The following is a 19,763-nucleotide window of genomic DNA, read 5'->3' on the forward strand; positions in this document are numbered from 1 at the left end:
TCATCCGAAGTTCGTGAGGCCATCTCCTAATCCAGTTTCTGGATGACCAGCCGGGCCATGACGTGCTTGTCCGAGCCGTCGACGTAGACCTGAAGATACCAGCAGCAGGAGACCAAGAGCCTGGAAGATGGAAAGCGGAAACAGCCAATTACCGCGACCGCGACCTGGCCGGCAGGTGCCCTCGCAATGGGCAGTTCCCGGTATCCCGCCATATTTTCCGCTCATGGATTTCCTCGTAGTCCGCTTATTGTGCTGAATCCCAAGGGCCTGCTCTTTCCTGAACATCTATAGTAACTTAGCAAGGCCCGGGCAAATTTTAATGGCGCGGCGCCCGCCTGCACGTCCCTCGTGCAGGCGATTGAGAAACCGGTCGACGCAGGGCAGTGGCTGGCACGAACTTGACGACTGCTATGGGATAAGACTTCATCCGGAAGCTGGCTTTAAAAACACGAGAAACTGTGTCAGCCGTCCGGAGCAGATGAAAAAGGCACAACGCAGAGGGCCGCCTCCGTCATTCCCGTTTTCGATGCTGGCCGCAACGAACAGTTCAGAATTCGGAGTTTTCAAGGATGCACAGCGACATCAGGGCTATTGCCTGGGACTTCGACGGGGTGCTGAACCGCAACATCGTCAACGGTCGGTTTGTTTGGGCCGACACGCTCGAAACGGATCTGGGCATTCCGGTCGAGACTTTCCAGAAAGGCATTTTCAACGCGCGGTTCGCCCACGTGATTTCCGGCAAACGGGACCTGAAAACCCATGTACAGGACTGGCTTGACCAAAGTGATCACGCGATCGACGCGTCCATGCTTCTGGACTACTGGTTCGCGAAGGACGACCTGAAAGATCCCTACACGATGGGGCTACTCGAGCAACTGGCCGGACAGAACATTCTGCAGGTGATCGCGATGAACAACGAAACCCGGCGCGCGACCTATATCGAGGATCAGGCGGGTTTCGGGAAGCTGGTCAGCCGCATTTTCTCGTCAGGGTGTATCGGTCATACCAAGCCCGACAAGGCTTTTTTCCTGCACGTTGCCGATACGATAGGTTTGGCGCCACAGGAGATCCTGCTGATCGACAACAGTGCCACAAACATCAGATCAGCCGTCACGCTCGGCTGGAAAGGCTTTCATTTCACGGACGACACCCGCACCGAGCTTGCTTCCTTTCTCGGACTTTGAAAGCATGATTTCCGGGTTTCCCGGCATTCTGGAAAAGGAGCTTTCCATGCAACTCGGTGCGTTTTCAATCAGTCTCGCGGTCAAGGACCTCCAGAAATCAAAAGCCTTTTACGAAGGGCTCGGTTTTGCAGATAGCGGAATTTGCAACGCGGATGACTGGACGGTCCTCAAGAACGGGGACACGATTATCGGGCTGTTTCAGGGCATGTTCGAAAACAACATCCTGACGTTCAATCCCGGATGGGATCAGGACGGACAGACCCTCAAGGGGTTTCAGGACGTTCGGGAAATCCAGAAAGAATTGAAGGCCAAAGGCTACACCTTCGTCTCGGAAGCGGATGAGACAGGCAGTGGCCCCGCCAGTTTCATGTTGATCGACCCGGACGGAAACCCGGTCCTGGTCGATCAGCATGTGTGAACCTGCGGCAGAAGATCTGCCGTTCAGGCCGCTTCGAGCGGAGAGAAGGAACTTTCGGCGATTTCCTTCAGGTCGCTGAAGACACCGGGAGCGCCGACGACCACACGGGCGCCGTGACGGAGAGAATGGTTGATATCCTGTTCCATCACTTCTCCGCCCGCTTCCCGGGTGATCAGCATGCCGGCAAGGCAGTCCCAGGCGTTCATGTGGGATTCCACATAGCCGATGAGACGGCCGGAGGCGGCGTAGGCGAGCATCAAACCACCGGATGCATTGCGGAAGAAGACGCCGCCCTTGGAAACGAGAGCCCCGACGACATTCACCGCATCGGTGACCGCCGTGCGGCCGTTGAACCCGACGCCGACAGAACCGTTGGATAGGCTTTCGCTGTCAGACGCCTTGATCGGCTTGCCGTTGAGAAAGGCTCCGTGACCCGCCGCCGCCTTGAAGGTTTCGTTGGAGACCGGATCATGGATGACGCCGACGATCACCTGGCCCTTATGAACGCAGGCGATGATCACGCACCATTGCGGGATACCGGCAACGAAATTCGCCGTTCCGTCGATGGGATCGGTCACCCAGGTATAACCCGAGGCACCTTCTTCCATGCCATGTTCCTCGCCCAGAATGGCGTCTTGCGGATAAGCCTTGCCGATCTCATCGCGGATGAGCGTCTCCACATTCCGGTCGGCCTCGGAGACGAGGTCCTGGTGACCCTTTTGCGTCACCGTCAAGGTGTCCAGCTTGCGGAAATAATCCAATCCGAGCTCACCCGCCTTACGGGCCAGGGCTTCGGCGAAATCAAGCCGTTCTTGTGACATCAAAAGAGTTCCTTCAAAGAGTTTTGGCGGAGGCAAAGCTGTTCAGGGATAGTCGAATAGCTTTCGCGTGAATGTTTGTGGCGGCACGGACCCGGCTATTGGATTTTCCGCTTTTTCTTGGTCGCGTAAGGGTTTTCCCCCTTGCGGTAGGACAGGCGGATAGGTGTGCCGTGAATGTTGAAAGTGGCTCTCAACGTGTTCACCAGATAGCGGGTGTAGCTCTCCGGCAGCTGTTCCGGCCGGGAGCAGAAGACCACGAAATGCGGCGGACGGGTTTTCGCCTGCGTCATGTACCGAAGACGCACGCGGCGACCGGCGACGGCAGGCGGCGGATGGTTGATCGTCACCCGCTCCAGCCAGCGGTTCAGCTTGGAGGTGGAAACACGCGAATTCCAGGCTTCATAAGCCGTGAAAATGCTTTCGACCATCCTGTCGATTCCCTGGCCCTGAAGGCCGGACAGGGTTGCGATCTGCACACCACGGATCTGGTTGAAATAGCGTTCGTTGGCGTCGCGGATCTTCTTCCAGGCCGCTTCCCGGTCCTCGACCAGATCCCATTTGTTGATCGCGATCACCAGGGCCCGGCCCTCGCGGGCGACAAGATCGATGATCTGAAGATCCTGCTTTTCGAATGACATGGTGGCGTCGAGCGTCACCACCACCACTTCTGCGAATTTGATCGCCCGAAGAGCATCCGCGACAGAGAGCTTTTCAAGCTTTTCCTGCACACGCGCCTTGCGGCGAATGCCTGCGGTGTCGAAGAGCTTTATGTGCCGTTCGCGCCAGGTCCACTCCACGGAAATGGAATCGCGCGTGATTCCGGCCTCAGGACCGGTCAGCATGCGATCTTCACCGAGCATCTTGTTGATGAGCGTGGATTTACCGGCATTCGGGCGGCCGACAATCGCCACCCGCAACGGCCGGTCATGGGTCCCGACGGGATCCTCCTCGCCGACAATCTCGCCGTCCTCGTCGACCTCGACATTGGTGACGGCTTCTTCGCGCCTGGCCTCCTCCTCATCGGTAATCCGGTCTACATGCGGTTTCAGTGCATCGTAGAGGTCCGCGAGTCCCTCGCCATGTTCAGCGGAAATGGCGATCGGTTCCCCGAGGCCGAGGGAAAAGGATTCATACAAGCCGCCCTCGCCCGCCCGGCCTTCCGCCTTGTTGGCAAGCAGGATCACCGGGCGCGTCGTCTTGCGCGCGACATCCGCGAAATGGGCATCCAGCGGGGTGACGCCGGCACGCGCATCGATGACGAAAAGAACGGCATCGGCAGTCTCGATGGCTTCTTCCGTCTGCCGGCGCATGCGCCCAGCCAGCGTGCTCATATCCGCGTCTTCAAGACCGGCGGTGTCGATGATGGTAAAGCGCAGATCCCCCAGGCGGGCGTCGCCAGGACGCCTGTCGCGGGTCACGCCTGGGGTGTCGTCGACGAGGGCAAGGCGCTTGCCGACAAGTCGATTGAACAACGTGGACTTGCCGACATTTGGCCGTCCGATAATGGCGACTGTAGCGCCCACAGCAATTACTCCTGATGGCGGACCTCCTGAAGGGCCAGGCCTGAGATCAGCCTGCTTTCCCGCGGAACCGCGAGAAAGCAGGACAGCTGATCGATTTTAAAGTGTCAGAGCATTCCGTCCGAGGTTCTGTGGACGCAAGTGCTCCAAAAGCTAATTGAACGCGGCGACGCCGTCACTGCCCGTCAGCACGACCACACGGCCTCCCGCCGCGATCGGTGTCACGTACACATCCGTGTTGGTGCGCTGGGTCAACATAATCTTGCCGGAAGCGGCATCCACGAGAACAACCTGACCGTCGCTGGAAAACGCCACAAGAGATCCGTTGGCCAATATGGGTCCTGCCCAGTTGCGCCGGCGTTTCTTCTTTTCCGGGCGCGGCAGAGCCGTTGCCCAAAGGGTTTCCCCGGACTTCAGGCTGAGCGCCACCATCCGGTCATCGAGATCCACCATGAACAGCGCGCTTCCGGACACGACCGGCGTATGTACGCTGCCGAGATCCTGTTCCCACTTGCGCTGTCCGCCACGAACGTCCACGGCGACCGTACGGCCGGCGACACCGGTTGCATAAACCGTGTTGCCGGTGACAACCGGACTTGCCGAAACATCCGCCAGACCCGAGAGAGCCAGCGTGCGGAAGCCGCGCGAAACGCCGTCAACCCATTCCGGTTCGCCGGACTTGATGTTGATGGCCATGATTTCACCGGACGAGAACGGCACGATCACGCGATTGCCCGAAATGGCGGGATTTGCGGCGGACAGAAGTCCGGCGGTTTCCTCAATTCCGGCATATGTCCAGGCAATGCTGCCATCGGACTGGGAGAGTGCATAGACCTCGTTGGATTGAGAGACCACGAACACATGGCCGGCTCCGGCCACAGGCGCGCCGCGCGCCGGCGTATCCAGATCGACCTTCCAGATCACACGGCCGGATCCTGCTTCGAGTGCGGCGAGCTGCCTGTAGCTGGTGGCGGCATAGACCACGCTGCCCTCGACGGTAACGCCGCCGCCGGGGCCAATGTCACGTTCGCCTTCCGGACGCAGATTCTGCGTCCACTGGCGTGCGCCCCCTGTCGACAGGGCCACGACTTCGCCATTCGGCTTGTAGATGTAGATCCGGCTGCCATCGCTGACGGGACGGGCCGAAATTCTCAGCGCCGAGGACGTAATGCCGCCGCCCGATGAACCGACCTGAGAGCGCCAGGACCTGTTGCCTGAAACGGAAATGGCCACGTTGCCCGGATCGTTGGTCAAACCGCCGCCTGCGGTGGTCCAGCTTTGCCCACCGGTGGCAGGTCCAACCGATGCGGACTGGCCGAGCGCCTGCGCGGCCGGATCCGCGCCGTCGAAAACCGGTGCGCGTTCGCCCGGCAAGGTCTTTTCACTGCTAAAGGGGTTGACGCTGTCGGCAAACTCGCCAACCGTGCCGCATCCGGTCAGGGCCAGAGACAAAGCCAGTACACCCAACAAGCCGCGCCGGCTGGAAGAAACGGTCGCAAAAATCACCTAGTTGTTTCCTTCACTGTCCGCGTTCACGTCGCCGTTCTCGGCGCGGATGACATCGGCAAGAAGCGCCACACGGCGGTTAAGATCAGCGGGTGTTTCCGGATCATCCTCTAGCGCGGTTATCCATTGGCGAGCGGTTTCGATATCACCGTTTTTCCAAGCACTTAGGGCAAGAAGTTCACGCGCCGCCGCACGAAACGGCCCTGTATCGCCCGTCAGTCGTTCCACCCGGTCGGCAACGCTGGTGTAATCCTGCGCATCAACCGCAAGATAGCCGGCACGCAGAGCCGCCACATCCTTGAAGGCATCCGAGAGGCCGCTCTGCGAAGACAGGGCGTCGAATTCGGCAAGCGCCTCCTCCGTCTGTCCGGCATTCGCCAGATCCGTCGCCTGGCGGAACCTCGACAGAGCGGGATAACCGCCTATGGCCGTGTCGAGTTCACCGTAAAGAGCCGCCGCCCCCTCGAAATCTCCGGCTTCAGACATCTGCACAGCTTCAAAGAATGTGTCGCCGGCCGTCTGTGACTGATTTTCCTGCCAATAGAGCCAGCCGCGATAGCCACCCGTGCCGACCACGATCAGGACCGCAACACCGATCAACCAGAAGCCGAACCGGTCCCAAAGCCGACGGTACTTCTCCTGGCGGATGTCTTCATCGACTTCACGAAATATATCGGACATGCGTGTCTTTTTCCTGCATTCACTCTATCGGTCCGGCAGACTGGCCGGACTGTGCCCCTGTTTGAGTGGCGCACATTATCCATTTGATCCGTTTCGGGCAATTCCCTGAACGGGCTTAACCTGCATTTCATGGCGCAAGTGGGGCAAGGCCTGCCGAAAAGGCCGGATCAACCTGAATTTCCGACGCGGTGTGACCGCTTCAGGTCACCGGCACTCCGATCAGCAGCGCATGCAGTTTCCAGACGAACAGTCCATAAAGCGTGAGCCCGGCCAGAATCACGCCGATATCCGACCATTTGCCGGGATCGCCGGAAACGAAGTCAGGCCGCCCGGCCCCGGGCCCGCGCCGCTTGACCGATATCCTGTCAAAGACCGCCCAGGCCATGAAAGAACCGAAGAGCAGAACGGAAGCCAGGTCGCCGTTGGCGAGCAGATGGGACAGGGCCCAGAGCTTGATCGCCACCAGCATCGGATGTTTCAGGGCATTCCGGATCCGGCACGGGACGTAAGCGGCAACAAGAAAGATGAAGACCGGTATCATCAGCAACAAGGTGACATGACGCAGCCAGACGGGCGGATCGTACAAAAGCGGCGAGCCGTCGAACCGCGCGGCACCATAGCCGTAGACGATCAGGATAAAGCCCGCTGCCGAAATCAGCGAGAACGCGCCCTTGTAGCCATTTTCACCGAATCTCGAAATCACCCCGGATCGAAGGGACGGTCTCGTCGGCACGAGGTGCACCCCCAAAAACAAAATCAGTCCCGCGACGAGCAATACCATTGCCGCTCTCCCTCAATTTCCCTCAAAGCGAGCCGGCCGCCCCGGACCTGGCCTGTCCGACCGACAAACAGGACAGAGAACAGCAAAGACCCAGGCTAACCGGACGCTACGCAGCTCTTGCAGGTACCGCGCAATTCAATCGTCGTTCTTGCCAAAGCAAAGCCCTGGCTTTCGGTCCAGTCCTTCAACAGCCTGACCACGTCATCAGGCGTGAACTCGCGCACATCGCCGCATTTTTCGCAGATGGCGAAAGCAGCAGAACCGTGACCGGCACACCCCTTGTGGCTGCAGGCCACAAAAGCATTCAGGCTTTCCAGGCGGTGAACCATTCCGAATTCCACCAGCTTGTCGAGCGCTCTATACACCTGAAGCGGTGCCCGGAAACCATTTTCCCGCAGAAGATCGAGAATCGCATAGGCCGTCAAGGGACCGCCTGCATCGGAAAGAGACCCGTAGACCAGTGCCTGGTTTTTGGTCAGTTCGTGTTGAGCATGCGTCCTCACGGCCGGTCTCCTCGCGTCTTTGAAACCATCCTTCTCACGATTACCCCCCCGGGGACAAGGCTGACCGCAAACAACACCATGGCTGCCACAACAATCGACGGGCCGGACGGCGTGTCATAGTGCAGCGACGCATAAAGTCCCCCGACAGCCGACGCGGAACCTGTGAGCGCCGCAACAACCGCCATCTGTTCCGGTGTTGAAGAAAGCCGGCGCGCGGCGGCGGCCGGAATGATCAGCAGAGCAGTGATCAGCAGGGCACCTATGATTTTCAGCGAGATGGCGATCACCACCGCTGTCAGCACCATGAAGACAAGATCCGTGCGATCCGGTTCAAGGCCCTCCCCGGCGGCCAGATCCGGACTCACCGTTGCCGCGAAGAGCCGTCGCCAGATCAGCGCCAGAACACATAACACCAGCCCGCCGCCGCCATAAATCATGGCGATGTCCATCCTTGTCACCGCAAGGATGTCGCCGAAGAGCAATCCCAGGAGGTCCACGCGCACCCACGTCATGAAAGCAAGGCAAACAAGCCCCAGGGCCAGTGCGGAATGGGACAAAAGCCCCAGGAGCGCGTCGGACGACAGTGTGTCGCTGCGGCGCAGGAAAAGCAGCAGCACGGCCACAATGACGGAGACCCCCGCGACTGCCAGTGTCGTGTTGATTTGCAGCAACAGCGAAAGCGCGACCCCCAGGAGAGCCGCATGGGAGAGCGTGTCGCCGAAATAGGCCATCCGGCGCCAGATGACGAAGCAGCCCAACGGTCCGGCAACCAGTGCGACACCAATCGCGGCAACCACCGCCCTTGTGAAAAAATCATCCAGCATTGCCGAGATCTTTGCGTTTGCCGGCGTCATCCCGGCCGGTTGTGTCCGTGACATGCCCATTCGCGGAATCACCGTGCGCCTCCGCGGCGTGATCGTGATGATCACCCGGGCAATCGGAACAGAGCGAGCCGTCGGCATGGCGCACCTGCCCGTCCGGCAGATGGACATGGTCGTGATGATGTTCATAGACAGCCAGGGCTGTGCCGGCCCGGGCGCCGAAAAGAGCCCGATAGCTGTCGCTTTTGCTGACATCGGAGGGCGTCCCGCGGCAGCAGACATGGCCGTTCAGACAGACGATCTGGTCGGCAGCGGCCATGACGATGTGAATGTCATGGGAAATCATCAGAATGCCGCACCCGAGAGAGCCGCGAATTTCGGAGATAAGGTCGTAAATAGCGATTTCACCGGCATAATCCACACCTTGCACCGGCTCGTCGAGGACGAGAAGATCGGGATGCCGCGCGATGGCCCGCGCCAGCATGACGCGCTGGAGCTCTCCACCCGACAGGGTCCGCATTTCCGAGTTCATCAGCCTGACGGCACCGGTCTGCTCAAGGGCGTCCCTGCATTGAGCGTCGGTCAGAGGATTGGTGAGGCGCAGGAATCGCTGAACGCTCAGCGGCAGGGTCCAGTCGATGGCGAGCTTCTGCGGAACGTAGCCGACCTTGAGACCCGGACGTCTCGACGCGCGTCCCTCGCTCGGCTTCAAAATGCCGAGCGCCATCTTGGCGGTCGTGGATTTTCCTGATCCGTTCGGGCCGATCAAAGTGACGATTTCTCCCGGTGAAACCGTCAGGTCGACACCCCGGACCAGCCAGTCCGCCCCCTTGCGGATGCCTGCCCGCTCCAGCCGTGCCAGCACGGGTTCCTGCAAGGGCGCGGGAATAGACCCCGAACCGGATTCTGGCGTTAAGTCTGGCTGTTTCATGATGTTGCGAGCCTGATATGCCCGTCCTGAGAAGCGAGCATCTATGTTATGTTGTAACACACATAGCTGTCCCGTCCTCCGCTTGCAACTTCCACCAGCGAAGTTTATCTCTCGGTACGGTTGGACAAGAGCCGAGTTTACTCCGGACAAACGAATTTTCAGGAATAGCCATATGATTTTTCCATGCATTCTGTCCGGCGGCATCGGTTCGCGTCTCTGGCCCTTGTCCCGTACGGACCGGCCGAAGCAGTTTTTGACGCTGTTTGACGGCGAAAGCCTTTTCCAGAAAACCTGCAAGCGCGTCAACCAGCCCGGCTTTGCGGCCCCTGTCGTGATCGGCAGCAACAATCATCGCTTTCTAATCGGAGAGCAGCTTTCCGAGGTAGGCCTGGAGGCGAACTCGATCCTGCTGGAACCGGTAGGACGAAACACGGCCCCTCCGGCACTCATGGCAGCCATGATCGCTGCCGAGAACGACCCGGATGCGCTCGTGTTGCTGCTTCCTTCAGACCACCTGATCCAGAAAGAGGACATGTTCCTTGAAGCCGTCTTTGCCGCCGAAGAAGCGGCCAGGAACGGCGCCATCGTCACTTTCGGCATCACGCCGAGCGAGCCCAATACCGGCTACGGCTATATCAAGGTTGCCGGAGGCGACGCCCCGGTCCGGCCGGTGGAGGCGTTTGTCGAAAAACCCGATCTTGTCCGCGCCGAGTCTTTCCTGAAGGATGGCGGATATGTCTGGAATGCCGGCATATTCCTTTATTCGGCACAAACAATGATCGAGGCGTTCAAGACGTACCAGCCGGACATGCACAAGGATGTTGCCGCGGTCATGCAATCCCGGCATGGAGACCTGGATTTCACGCGCCTCGATCAGGAGAGTTTCGAAAAACTCGCCGATATCTCCATCGATTACGCAATCATGGAAAAGGCGGAGGATGTCGTTTGTGCGCCGATGGCGCCGGATTGGGACGATCTTGGCTCATGGTCGGCGATCTGGACAGTGCTCGACAAGGACAGCGACGGCAACTCCGCTCTTGGAGACGCACGCTTTCTGGACAGCACCGGCTGTCTTGCCTATGCGGGCCGCGGTCTGGTTTCGCTGATAGGTCTTGAAGATGTGATGGTCATCGCCACCACAGACAGCGTCCTTGTCGCCCACAAGGACAAGGCCCAGGACGTGAAAAAGGTGGTCGAGCAGCTCAAGGCCGAAGGCCGCACCGAGGTGGATATCCACCCGCGCTCCTACAGGCCGTGGGGCTATACCGAACGCATCAATGCCGGCGACCGGTTTGCCGTCCAGTCGATGATGATCAAACCCGGCAAGCGCCTCAGCCTGCAGAGCCACCTGCACCGGGCAGAGCACTGGGTCGTCGTCTCCGGAACCATGGAAATCACCATCAACGGACAGACCAGGCTGCTGACGGAAAACCAGTCGGCCTATGTGCCTCTCGGTGCGCAGCATACGTTGCACAATCCGGGAAAGATCCCGGTCCGGATGATCGAGGTCCAGTCGGGAACCTATCTCGATGAGGATGACATCATGCGGCACAACGAAACATCACAGGATACTTGAGATAGACCTCAGCCCTGTGATGCATTCTTGCCTTCCCTTCTGATTTCCGGCAAAACCCTCCGCAGACCGGGCCGCGTTGGTCCCTTGCCTGCACTTCGACCAGGAACAGCACATGCGCCACGTCTTCATATGCGACTACGTCCGGACGCCGATCGGCCGGTTCGGCGGTATTCTTTCCGGCGTGCGTGCCGACGATCTTGGAGCGATCCCGATCGAAGCACTGATGGAGCGCAATCCGGATACGGACTGGGCAAGTGTCGATGATGTGTTCTACGGCTGCGCAAACCAGGCAGGAGAAGACAACCGCAACGTCGCGCGCATGTGCGCGCTACTGGCCGGGTTGCCGGACACTGTTCCCGGCCTGACGCTCAACCGGCTGTGCGGCTCGGGAATGGATGCGGTCCTGACTGCCGCCAGAGCCATCAAGGCCGGAGAAATCGATCTGGCAATCGCGGGCGGCGTGGAAAGCATGTCCCGCGCGCCCTTCGTTGTTCCAAAGGCGGAAACCGCGTTTTCCCGAAATGCGGAAATTCACGACACCACAATTGGCTGGCGCTTCGTCAATCCGCTGCTGAAAAGTCAGTATGGCATCGACTCCATGCCGGAGACGGCGGAAAACGTCGCAGAGGAATTCGGCATCTCGCGGCAGGACCAGGATGCATTCGCACTGCGCAGCCAGGAACGCGCCGGGAGCGCACAGGCCTCCGGCCGCTTCGCCGAGGAGATCGTGCCGGTCATGATCCCGCAGCGCAGAGGCGATCCGGTGCTGGCGGATAAGGACGAGCATCCCCGCCCCGGAACGACGCGGGAGCAACTGGCCGGCCTGAAGACACCTTTCCGGGACAATGGCTCGGTCACCGCCGGAAACGCTTCCGGCGTCAATGACGGTGCAGCCGCACTCCTGATTGCATCTGAGGCCGCCGTCACGAAATACAATCTCAAGCCGATCGCCCGGATTGTCGGCGGCGCCACGGCTGGCGTTCCGCCACGCATTATGGGGATTGGACCTGCCCCTGCCACACGCAAGCTGTGCGCCAGGCATGGCATCGCTCCCGCCGAGTTCGATGTGATCGAATTGAACGAGGCTTTCGCCGCTCAGGGCATCGCCGTCATGCGCGATCTCGGCCTGCCGGAAGACGGTGAGCATGTTAATCCGAATGGCGGTGCCATCGCCCTCGGCCACCCCCTTGGCATGTCAGGTGCGCGTATAACGGGATCTGCCGCGCTTGAATTGAACAAACGTGGCGGCAAACTTGCGCTCGCGACAATGTGCATCGGTGTCGGACAGGGCATCGCAATTGCACTGGCCGCCGTCTAGGCTTCAGACCCATAAATTGGCTGTGCAAGTCAGTTTGTGGGTCTGAGATCCAAGCGCCTTTTGTAAAGCCTGTCGCCGACGACAAATCCCCAGAGGAAAGATTGCTTCAGGTTAAAAAGGCGGCGTAAAGATCACTTGCGGTCCGAAGTCATAGCCGCTGCCGGCATTCGTCACTGTAATTCCGGTCACCGATCCATTGGATATTGTTGCTGAAGCCTGGGCTGTGGCACCGTTTTCTGATGGGGTGAGCGTTACTGTCGGGGGCGAAGCATAGCCACGCCCCGGGTTGGTGACGACGATCTGTAAAACGACACCACCTTCCATTACTGCCATAGCTTCAGCCGTCTCACCGATTCTGAAAACGGTTCCATAACCATGCTTGCCGCCTTCGGACGTCGTTCCGTACAGGCGCCCCATCGGATCTGCGACGAGAGTGTTTTGTGGATATTCGCCTTTGTTCCCGTTGAATTCGAACAACGAGGTGTAGCCATATGTCCCATTGTCTTTCTTTGTCAGTTTATAGACACCACCTTCACCTGATGAGCTATAATCCGCAGTTCCGAACAGGTTGCCCGCGCTATCGATGATAACGCCTGAGTAAGGGGAAGATTCTCCGTTCAAATCATTGAATTCGTGCAAAGTGGTCGGAGTAGCGGGCTTTTTTCCGCTCGGGTAGCTGAAGACTGTGCCCGAAATGTTCCCGCCTTGATTTGTCGTACCAAACATCTGTCCGGAATTGTCCATGACCAGACTGCCGAAGGGCAGGACAGGATCGTAGTTGTTTTGCGGAAAACTGTAGAGGCTTTCGTAGGTATAAGTCTGATCGCCGGAGACGAACAGTCCGAAGATTTCGCCGGACGAATAATCACCTCCTGCGGAGACCAGTCCGTAAAAGTTTCCGGCGTCATCCATCAACAGCCCGCCAACGAAGTAATTGTAGCCCCCGGGGGCTGCAAAGTTGTGCAGGTTTTTGAAGATATAGCCCCCTCCCAGCTTTGGCGTAAGTGAGAACACTGTCCCACCACCATTGGTGCCTCCAGCGGAGGTCGTTCCAAATAACGTTGTATCATTTGCGTTTATGACCAGATGGCTTGTCGGTGCCGCACCGTCCGAATTTTTCCCCGAGGCTGGAGGAGCCGGGCTGAAATTGTATAAATTGGTGTGATCCCAGCCACCGGTGGCATTGGGCGCAAGCATGAAGACAGTCCCAGTCCAGCCAGTCCCGCCACCGGCTGCCGTACCATAAAGGTTGCCGTCCGGGCCCATGACCAGCCCCCCAACCGGACGTGCGCCATCCGCTGTCCCGCCGGCGAACCTGTGCAACACTTTATATTGATAGCTTTCGCCATGCGTGTCCGGCGCAAGCATGAACACTAAGCCGTTCCCCAGCCCCTGATCGTTACTTACCCCCCGGTATTCAAAACCCCATAAAGATTGCCTGAAGGGTCGATGACAAGGCGGCCGTTCGGTGTATTTCCGTCTTTAAAAGTGGCGCCAAAGCTGTATAGCGTTGAGCATACAACGTTCGATGACTGGTCTTGTGTCATTTAATTGCCCCCCTCTTATCCGCAGATAAGGCATTCTATCGACTGCGCGAATCGAGCCGATTTATTGAATGATGATACACAAGGTTGTGTATGGCAATCACACTGTCTTTTAAGTTGAAAATCAGCTCCTGTTGACTTTACAAAGAGCGTAATCGCCTGACAGTGCCGCCTCCGGGGGTAGTGGTCAGGTGGCGGTCGCCCGGGTGGGCGGTGTCTTCGGATTAGTTGTGGAATCCAGACAGGTCGTTCGTTCCATCGATCCTGAGACTGATTGTGTTTGGTCACCAACCAGTCTCAAATCTTCAATGCGTATGATCAAACTTTCTGGATTGCACGCCTAGGGTCTGGTTTCGGGTGCATTCGGGGATCGAATGATTTCGGTTGCGGCGGGACAGTTAGATCTTTTGCCCTACGGCGTCCCGTGCATATCGGATTTGAGCAGGCAGCGCGGAGATCCTCTATCGAGGCTCGTCCTGCATTCCGGACTATTCAAGTGCGCGACTGCCTGGCCATCTTGCGTTCGACCTCATCGATCCTCTCCGAAAGACCTTCGAACAGCAAGGTCGGCATTCTCAAGGTCCTGATATAGAGCGAGAGGGCTTCATCGGCTGTGTCCCGAAGGTTAACATCGCGGGCTTCCTGATAGGCTCCCACAGCCAGATCCCTCAGTTCCAGCGCATCCGCAACCAACGGCCGTACAAGATGGACAGTCCGCTCGGGCTCGTTCGCTACAAAAAGTGCAGAAAAGACCGAGATAGAAACGAAAACAAATATATGGAAATTTCTGAACAAATAACGCATCACAACCCCAAGCAATGGTTAATAGATTATTAATCTACCCAAGGTCGTAAAACGTTCTGTTCCTGCACACAACAGGTATGGTTCGATTTTAAGTTGTATTTTAACGAGTTTGGTTAATTTCGCTCGCTGTATACAGGCGTCAGAAAACAAAAAAGGCGCCTCCTGTGAAGCGCCTTGTGGCCTGTTGCCCGTAACTCGTTCTCGCCGTGGTTATCATCTCCATCGCGTGCGATTCCGACTTGAAGCCGCAAATTCCCTGAAATTGCTCCGTCATTGCAGGGCTTGATCCACTGCTGTCCGGTTTAAAAATCTAGACAGAGCGCATGACATTGATTCTACTCGGTTTCAGACGTTTGGCCGCGTTTGAGACACGAACAGAGGATCAATGTCATGCGCCATCACAATAGCGTTTTTCATCAAGTGCTGAAGCATGTTCCTTGGGGCGAGTTCAATCGCCTTGTGGATGAGCATAAAGCGGACCACCGCGTCCGCCGTTTGACGACGAAGACCCAGTTTCTGGCCCTTTTGTTCGGCCAGCTTGCAGGCGCGCAGAGCCTCAGGGAGATTGAGACCGGTCTGATGAGNCCACTGCTGTCCGGTTTAAAAATCTAGACAGAGCGCATGACATTGATTCTACTCGGTTTCAGACGTTTGGCCGCGTTTGAGACACGAACAGAGGATCAATGTCATGCGCCATCACAATAGCGTTTTTCATCAAGTGCTGAAGCATGTTCCTTGGGGCGAGTTCAATCGCCTTGTGGATGAGCATAAAGCGGACCACCGCGTCCGCCGTTTGACGACGAAGACCCAGTTTCTGGCCCTTTTGTTCGGCCAGCTTGCAGGCGCGCAGAGCCTCAGGGAGATTGAGACCGGTCTGATGAGCCAATCCGCCCGGCTTTATCATGCGGGCGGCAGCTGCGTGGCCAGGACGACACTGGCTGACGCCAATGCCCGGCGGCCGGCCGCACTCTATGCTGAGCTCTTCGCCTTTATGGCTGCTGCCGCCAGTCGGCGAACACGCAGGCACCTGGCAGATGCCGTGCGCATCCTCGATGCCACTCGGATCCGCTTGTCTTCGGCCGGGACAGGTTGGGCCGATACAGTAAGCGGCCATCGGGCCATCAAGCTGCATGTCACTTACGATCCGTATGCTGACACCGCGCTGGAGACCACTGTAACCGGTCAAAGGGTTCACGATGTTCTCCCTGCCAAAGACATGGAGGTCGAGCCGGGGATGACCTATGTGTTCGATCTCGGCTATTACGATTACGCTTGGTGGAAGAAGCTCGACGCGAATGGATGCCGGTTCGTTTCCCGGTTGAAGACCAACACAAACCTTCAGGTCAGCGCAGAACGGGATGTGCCCGCAAGCAGCAACATCCTTTCCGACCGCATCGGGTTGCTCCCACAGCGCTTGGCCCGGTCGCGCAGCAATCCCTTCGACGATCCCGTCCGTGAGATCACCGTACGGATCTCAACAGGCAAAACCATCCGGCTTGTCACCAACGACCTGGACGCACCGGCCGACGAAATCGCCGATCTCTACAAACAACGCTGGCAAATCGAGCTGTTCTTCAAGTGGATCAAGCAGAACCTGAAGATCCGGCATTTCCTCGGAACGTCCGAGAATGCCGTACGCATCCAGATCTTCATCGCCTTGATCGCCTATATCCTGCTGAGAGCCGCTCAGCTGTTCTTCAAGTGGATCAAGCAGAACCTGAAGATCCGGCATTTCCTCGGAACGTCCGAGAATGCCGTACGCATCCAGATCTTCATCGCCTTGATCGCCTATATCCTGCTGAGAGCCGCTCAGGCGACCCAGACCGCAGTCAAGCAACCACTCGCCTTCGCACGCCTTGTTCGCCTCAACCTCATGCATCGACGCACAATCAACGCACTAAACACTCACAAACCACCACCGGAAACAGACACAAGGCAGATGACCCTAAACCTTAATCCAATTTAAACCGGACAGCAGTGGGCTTGACCCTGCAATCCATGCCGCGTCATGTGACCAAGTCAGGCCGCGGTGCGTAGCAACGGATCCGCGTGGATGCCATGGTCGAGCCATGGATTGCAGGGTCAAGGGCATGACAAAGAAGAAGTGTTCTCAGGGGATGCAATGAAGGACGGCGGCTCTTTCTGCGTCAGCAGCGGAGAGCTCCAATCCTGCGAACTCCATGAGGACCGGGCGGTTCCGAAAAACGCGGTGGAGCCGGATGCTGACTCGTATCCAGGCATATGTCCCGCTGCAAGCAGGGTGGCTTGAACCAGGCATCCGCTACGTCACCTGGAACTGAGGATTTTTCGATCAGCGCACGGCTCCGGGTTGCCTTTATCCAAAGCTGACCCGATTCGAATCCGGCGGAATTTGGGCGCGCACTCGGCAAATTCTGCCGAATCATCTAAACTGAACGTAAGGTGAATGCGGATTTCAGGGCGAGTACAGGTGCGTTCCGCCATTCTCCGTCCATATCACAAGGCCCTGCAGAAACCTGCGGGCCGGGAAATGGGACCGGGGACGATGAACAAGAAAACGATTGCAGCCACCTCTACCTTCGCAGTGATCCTTGCCGGGATCGGATTTGCCGTGTCCGGCAGCTTTGACGCGGACCGCGAACTCCGCCGCGTCGATTGCCACGCCATCACCATGTTCACACCTGCCCATAACAAACCCGCCGAGGACCTCTGCGCCAATTATGGCGGCGTGGCCCTGAAGGATGCCCAGCCCAGCAAGCAGGGCCTGGTGATCCTGGTCCGCAACCAGCCGATGGGTGGCTTCGACGGTGACAAGGCCTTGCATTGACATCTTGACGTGGGCCTCGGCCAGATCACCTCACCCTGTAATCGCCTTCAGCTCCAGAAAGTCCATCAAACCGAATTCGCCGTATTCGCGGCCGATGCCGGATTGCTTGTAGCCGCCGAAGGGCACGTCCCAGTCGGGGCCGGCACCGTTGATATAGACGCTGCCGGCGCGCAGCTTGCGGGAAACGCGCCTCGCTCGCTCCGGGTCGCCGGTCTGGAGATAGGCGGCGAGGCCGTAGGGCGTGTCGTTGGCGATGCGGATGGCGTCCTCCTCCGTATCGAAGGAGATCATCACCAGAACCGGGCCAAAAATCTCGTTGCGGGCGATGCGCATGTCGTTATCGACATCGGCAAAGATCGTCGGTTTCACGTAATAGCCGGTTTCGAAGCCGTCCGGCTTGCCCGGACCGCCGGCGATCAACCGGGCACCGTCGGCAATGCCACGTTCGATATGGCCCTGGATTTTCTCGTATTGGAGCTCGCTGATCACCGGGCCGATATGATCGCCCTCCTCCGCCGGATCGCCGACCTTGACGCCAGCCGCAACCCCGGCCGCAAGATCGACCGCCTCCGCATAGACACTGCGTTCCACCAGCAGCCGTGTCGGCGCGTCGCAGGACTGGCCGGTGTTGGAAAAACAGCTTTCGACCGAATAACGGACCGCCTCGTCCAGATCTGCATCCGCAAACAGCAGGTTGGGCGACTTGCCGCCTAGCTCCAGCGCCACCCGCTTGACGCTCACTGCCGCGTTCTGCGTCACCGAGACGCCCGCCCGCGTCGAGCCGGTAAATGACATCATGTCGATGTCCGCATGCCGCGCCATGGCCGTGCCGACACCGGCCCCGTCGCCGTTCACCAGATTGAAGACACCGGCCGGGCAACCGGCTTCATCGAGGATTTCCGCAAAGAGAAGCGCGGACAGCGGCGCGATTTCGCTCGGCTTCAGGATTGCCGTGCAGCCGGCGGCAAGCGCGGGCGCGACCTTGGCGGCGATCTGGTTGATCGGCCAGTTCCACGGCGTGATCAGGCCACAGACCCCGACCGGCTCGTGCCGGAGCACGCTGCCGCCACGCGGGCTCGGAAACTCGAACCTGTGATCCCTGAGAGCTTCCAGTGTTGCCTGCAGATGACCGGTACCGGCCGGTGTCTGCTGCTCGCGCGCGAATTTCACCGGAGCGCCCATCTCCAGCCGTATCGCTTCGTTCATCTCGTCGGAGCGGCGCTCGTAAACGGCGATGATCCGCTCCAGAAGCGCGGTGCGCTCCTCTACGCTCGCCTCACCCCAGGTATCGAATGCGGCCCGGGCCGCCGCCACAGCCCTGTCGACATCGGCGGCCGTTCCCAGGGAAATGACCGCGACAGGCTGCTCGGTTGCCGGGTTGATGACCTTGAGATCGTTCGGCACGACCGGTTCGACCCAATCACCGCCGATATAGAATTGCCGTTTCTCGATCATCGTCCCACTGCTTCCAGTCTTTCCTGAACCGTCTGTTCGCCGCGTTTCGGCACCACCTCATATCCGGCTTCTTCAGGCTCGTCGTCAACCATCTCCGCCGGAAAGCCCGGTGCCAGCACCTCTAGGGCTGTCGCCTCCTCCAGCCGCTTGATGATGTTGGGCGAGAGTTCGCGCGGCCCGAAGCGGGCAATCGCATCGGCAAAGATATCGTTGAGCAGCGGCGAGAGTTCCAGCGGCACTTCATGGGCTTCTGCGATCTTCTGAAACAGGCCTATGTCCTTGGCGACAAGATCCATGGTGAAGGAGATGTCCCGCGATCCGTTGAGGATCACCTGGCTTTCGGTCTCGTGGACGAAGGAATTGCCCGACGAAATCCGGATCGCTTCATAGGCGGTTGCCATGTCCATGCCTGCCGCCTTGCAGGTTACAAGCGCCTCGGCGACCGACACCAGATTGGCGGTCGCCAGATAATTCGTCACCACCTTCAGCACCGAGGCCGAGCCGATCTCGCCCGTGTGCAGCACCCTGCGGCCGAGGACCATCAGGAACGGCAGGGCTTTCTCGAAGGTTGCCCGCGTGCAGCCGGCGAAAATGGAGATATTGCCAGTAGCCGCGCGGTGACAACCGCCGGAAACCGGGCATTCAATGGCCTCGGCGCCCGTCGCGATGACGCGTTCCGTGAGCCGTCTGGTCTCGCCGGCATCCGTGGTCGACATCTCCGCCCAGATCCGCCCGGGTCCGATGCCTTCCAGAATGCCGTACGGCCCCTCGACCACCGAGGCACAGGCGGCCGGGCTCGGCAGGCAGGTGATAACGACATCGCAGGTCTCCGCCAGATGCCTCGGGCTATTTCCGCGCTCCGCCCCCATGGCGACGAAGGCCTCGACAAGCTCCTGATCAAGGTCATGAACGGTCAGCTCGAAACCGTTGCGCAGAATACTTCCGGCAAGTTTGCCGCCGACATTTCCCAGACCGATGAACCCGACACGCATGGAGAGCGCCTTTCCTGAATGAGGACAAAGAAGGCGCAAGTCTGCCTCTCGTCAAACTTCAAGAGAAACGATATAATTGGCTATAATTACACGATTTAATTT

The 19,763-nt window shown here is 58.8% G+C and carries 19 protein-coding genes and 2 pseudogenes; 8 read left to right on the plus strand and 13 right to left on the minus strand.

Features of this window, described 5'->3' with window-relative positions; genetic code table 11:
* Positions 1–26 precede the first annotated feature (26 nt).
* Positions 27–212, minus strand: coding sequence for a hypothetical protein (locus OA90_RS10660; protein WP_068410491.1), 186 nt, complete (start codon positions 210–212; stop codon positions 27–29).
* A 357-nt stretch (positions 213–569) separates the two neighbouring features.
* On the opposite strand from OA90_RS10660, the gene OA90_RS10665 reads away from it, so the two are divergent.
* Positions 570–1,184: an HAD-IA family hydrolase gene (locus OA90_RS10665; protein ID WP_068410494.1), complete on the plus strand. Its 615-nt coding sequence runs from the start codon at positions 570–572 to the stop codon at positions 1,182–1,184.
* 4 nt (positions 1,185–1,188) lie between these two features.
* Positions 1,189–1,602, plus strand: coding sequence for a VOC family protein (locus OA90_RS10670; RefSeq protein ID WP_244274589.1), 414 nt, complete (start codon positions 1,189–1,191; stop codon positions 1,600–1,602).
* Positions 1,603–1,625: 23 nt separating this feature from the next.
* Here OA90_RS10670 and OA90_RS10675 read toward each other — a convergent pair whose 3' ends face one another.
* From OA90_RS10675 to OA90_RS10710, 8 genes are all read right to left on the minus strand, one after another.
* The gene (locus OA90_RS10675) at positions 1,626–2,423 is read right to left on the minus strand and encodes an inositol monophosphatase family protein (RefSeq protein WP_068410497.1); all 798 of its coding nucleotides are present in this window, start codon (positions 2,421–2,423) and stop codon (positions 1,626–1,628) included.
* A gap of 95 nt (positions 2,424–2,518) precedes the next feature.
* Entirely contained in the window at positions 2,519–3,946 is a 1,428-nt protein-coding gene (gene der / locus OA90_RS10680) for a ribosome biogenesis GTPase Der (RefSeq protein ID WP_068410499.1), read from the minus strand.
* 150 nt (positions 3,947–4,096) lie between these two features.
* Positions 4,097–5,449: a PQQ-like beta-propeller repeat protein gene (locus OA90_RS10685; protein ID WP_082836969.1), complete on the minus strand. Its 1,353-nt coding sequence runs from the start codon at positions 5,447–5,449 to the stop codon at positions 4,097–4,099.
* Positions 5,450–6,130, minus strand: a complete 681-nt coding sequence (locus tag OA90_RS10690) for a tetratricopeptide repeat protein (protein WP_068410502.1) — start codon at positions 6,128–6,130, stop codon at positions 5,450–5,452.
* A gap of 199 nt (positions 6,131–6,329) precedes the next feature.
* Positions 6,330–6,911 carry an NnrU family protein gene (locus tag OA90_RS10695; RefSeq protein WP_068410506.1) on the minus strand — a complete coding sequence of 194 codons (582 nt, stop codon included), beginning with the start codon at positions 6,909–6,911 and terminating at the stop codon, positions 6,330–6,332.
* A 95-nt stretch (positions 6,912–7,006) separates the two neighbouring features.
* Complete coding sequence (locus OA90_RS10700) at positions 7,007–7,414, minus strand: Fur family transcriptional regulator (RefSeq protein WP_068410509.1); 408 nt, start codon at positions 7,412–7,414, stop codon at positions 7,007–7,009.
* On the minus strand, positions 7,411–8,238 hold the full coding sequence (locus OA90_RS10705) for a metal ABC transporter permease (RefSeq protein WP_068410512.1): 828 nt from the start codon (positions 8,236–8,238) through the stop codon (positions 7,411–7,413). The genes OA90_RS10700 and OA90_RS10705 overlap by 4 nt, the downstream gene beginning before the upstream one ends.
* Entirely contained in the window at positions 8,228–9,166 is a 939-nt protein-coding gene (locus OA90_RS10710; protein ID WP_082836970.1) for a metal ABC transporter ATP-binding protein, read from the minus strand. The genes OA90_RS10705 and OA90_RS10710 overlap by 11 nt, the downstream gene beginning before the upstream one ends.
* A gap of 172 nt (positions 9,167–9,338) precedes the next feature.
* On the opposite strand from OA90_RS10710, the gene OA90_RS10715 reads away from it, so the two are divergent.
* Positions 9,339–10,742 (plus strand): mannose-1-phosphate guanylyltransferase/mannose-6-phosphate isomerase, encoded by a 1,404-nt coding sequence (locus OA90_RS10715; protein ID WP_068410518.1) that lies wholly within the window; start codon positions 9,339–9,341, stop codon positions 10,740–10,742.
* A 112-nt stretch (positions 10,743–10,854) separates the two neighbouring features.
* Positions 10,855–12,060, plus strand: a complete 1,206-nt coding sequence (pcaF, locus tag OA90_RS10720) for a 3-oxoadipyl-CoA thiolase (protein WP_068410522.1) — start codon at positions 10,855–10,857, stop codon at positions 12,058–12,060.
* Between the two features lie 111 nt (positions 12,061–12,171).
* On the opposite strand, the gene OA90_RS10725 is transcribed toward pcaF, so the two are convergent.
* Entirely contained in the window at positions 12,172–13,428 is a 1,257-nt protein-coding gene (locus tag OA90_RS10725) for a choice-of-anchor tandem repeat GloVer-containing protein (protein ID WP_068410524.1), read from the minus strand.
* 668 nt (positions 13,429–14,096) lie between these two features.
* The gene (locus tag OA90_RS28520; protein WP_156510455.1) at positions 14,097–14,297 is read right to left on the minus strand and encodes a hypothetical protein; all 201 of its coding nucleotides are present in this window, start codon (positions 14,295–14,297) and stop codon (positions 14,097–14,099) included.
* A gap of 501 nt (positions 14,298–14,798) precedes the next feature.
* Between OA90_RS28520 and OA90_RS10735 the strand changes: the two genes are divergently transcribed.
* The 4 genes and pseudogenes from OA90_RS10735 to OA90_RS10745 form a co-directional block, all read left to right on the plus strand.
* Positions 14,799–14,992 (plus strand): DUF4372 domain-containing protein (locus OA90_RS10735; RefSeq protein WP_156510457.1); only part of this gene is annotated, 194 nt, incomplete at its 3' end.
* 104 nt (positions 14,993–15,096) lie between these two features.
* A pseudogene (locus OA90_RS10740) lies at positions 15,097–16,080 on the plus strand (IS4 family transposase); the annotation flags it as partial.
* 15 nt (positions 16,081–16,095) lie between these two features.
* Positions 16,096–16,374, plus strand: a pseudogene (locus OA90_RS29465) (IS4 family transposase); the annotation flags it as partial.
* A 558-nt stretch (positions 16,375–16,932) separates the two neighbouring features.
* Entirely contained in the window at positions 16,933–17,214 is a 282-nt protein-coding gene (locus tag OA90_RS10745; RefSeq protein WP_068410537.1) for an antitermination protein, read from the plus strand.
* Positions 17,215–17,244: 30 nt separating this feature from the next.
* Here the strand turns inward: OA90_RS10745 and OA90_RS10750 are convergent, their stop codons facing one another.
* A complete protein-coding gene (locus tag OA90_RS10750) occupies positions 17,245–18,669 on the minus strand; it encodes an aldehyde dehydrogenase family protein (RefSeq protein WP_068410540.1) in 1,425 nt (474 codons plus the stop codon).
* Positions 18,666–19,661, minus strand: a complete 996-nt coding sequence (locus OA90_RS10755) for an NAD(P)-dependent oxidoreductase (protein WP_068410543.1) — start codon at positions 19,659–19,661, stop codon at positions 18,666–18,668. The genes OA90_RS10750 and OA90_RS10755 overlap by 4 nt, the downstream gene beginning before the upstream one ends.
* Positions 19,662–19,763 lie beyond the last annotated feature (102 nt).

It is taken from the genome of Labrenzia sp. OB1, from assembly GCF_001624695.1.
Taxonomy (GTDB): Bacteria; Pseudomonadota; Alphaproteobacteria; order Rhizobiales; family Stappiaceae; genus Roseibium.

What these genes read in the sequence shown, in the direction of transcription:
- pcaF (WP_068410522.1), top strand. Translation starts at nt 10,855, where the DNA reads ATGCGCCACGTCTTCATATGCGACTACGTCCGGACGCCGATCGGCCGG.
- OA90_RS10675 (WP_068410497.1), bottom strand. Translation starts at nt 2,423, where the DNA reads ATGTCACAAGAACGGCTTGATTTCGCCGAAGCCCTGGCCCGTAAGGCG.
- OA90_RS10710 (WP_082836970.1), bottom strand. Translation starts at nt 9,166, where the DNA reads ATGAAACAGCCAGACTTAACGCCAGAATCCGGTTCGGGGTCTATTCCC.
- OA90_RS10745 (WP_068410537.1), top strand. Translation starts at nt 16,933, where the DNA reads ATGAACAAGAAAACGATTGCAGCCACCTCTACCTTCGCAGTGATCCTT.
- OA90_RS10660 (WP_068410491.1), bottom strand. Translation starts at nt 212, where the DNA reads ATGGCGGGATACCGGGAACTGCCCATTGCGAGGGCACCTGCCGGCCAG.
- OA90_RS10755 (WP_068410543.1), bottom strand. Translation starts at nt 19,661, where the DNA reads ATGCGTGTCGGGTTCATCGGTCTGGGAAATGTCGGCGGCAAACTTGCC.
- OA90_RS10725 (WP_068410524.1), bottom strand. Translation starts at nt 13,428, where the DNA reads ATGCTTGCGCCGGACACGCATGGCGAAAGCTATCAATATAAAGTGTTG.
- OA90_RS10715 (WP_068410518.1), top strand. Translation starts at nt 9,339, where the DNA reads ATGATTTTTCCATGCATTCTGTCCGGCGGCATCGGTTCGCGTCTCTGG.
- OA90_RS10750 (WP_068410540.1), bottom strand. Translation starts at nt 18,669, where the DNA reads ATGATCGAGAAACGGCAATTCTATATCGGCGGTGATTGGGTCGAACCG.
- OA90_RS10695 (WP_068410506.1), bottom strand. Translation starts at nt 6,911, where the DNA reads ATGGTATTGCTCGTCGCGGGACTGATTTTGTTTTTGGGGGTGCACCTC.
- OA90_RS10665 (WP_068410494.1), top strand. Translation starts at nt 570, where the DNA reads ATGCACAGCGACATCAGGGCTATTGCCTGGGACTTCGACGGGGTGCTG.
- OA90_RS10690 (WP_068410502.1), bottom strand. Translation starts at nt 6,130, where the DNA reads ATGTCCGATATATTTCGTGAAGTCGATGAAGACATCCGCCAGGAGAAG.
- OA90_RS10670 (WP_244274589.1), top strand. Translation starts at nt 1,189, where the DNA reads ATGATTTCCGGGTTTCCCGGCATTCTGGAAAAGGAGCTTTCCATGCAA.
- OA90_RS10705 (WP_068410512.1), bottom strand. Translation starts at nt 8,238, where the DNA reads ATGCTGGATGATTTTTTCACAAGGGCGGTGGTTGCCGCGATTGGTGTC.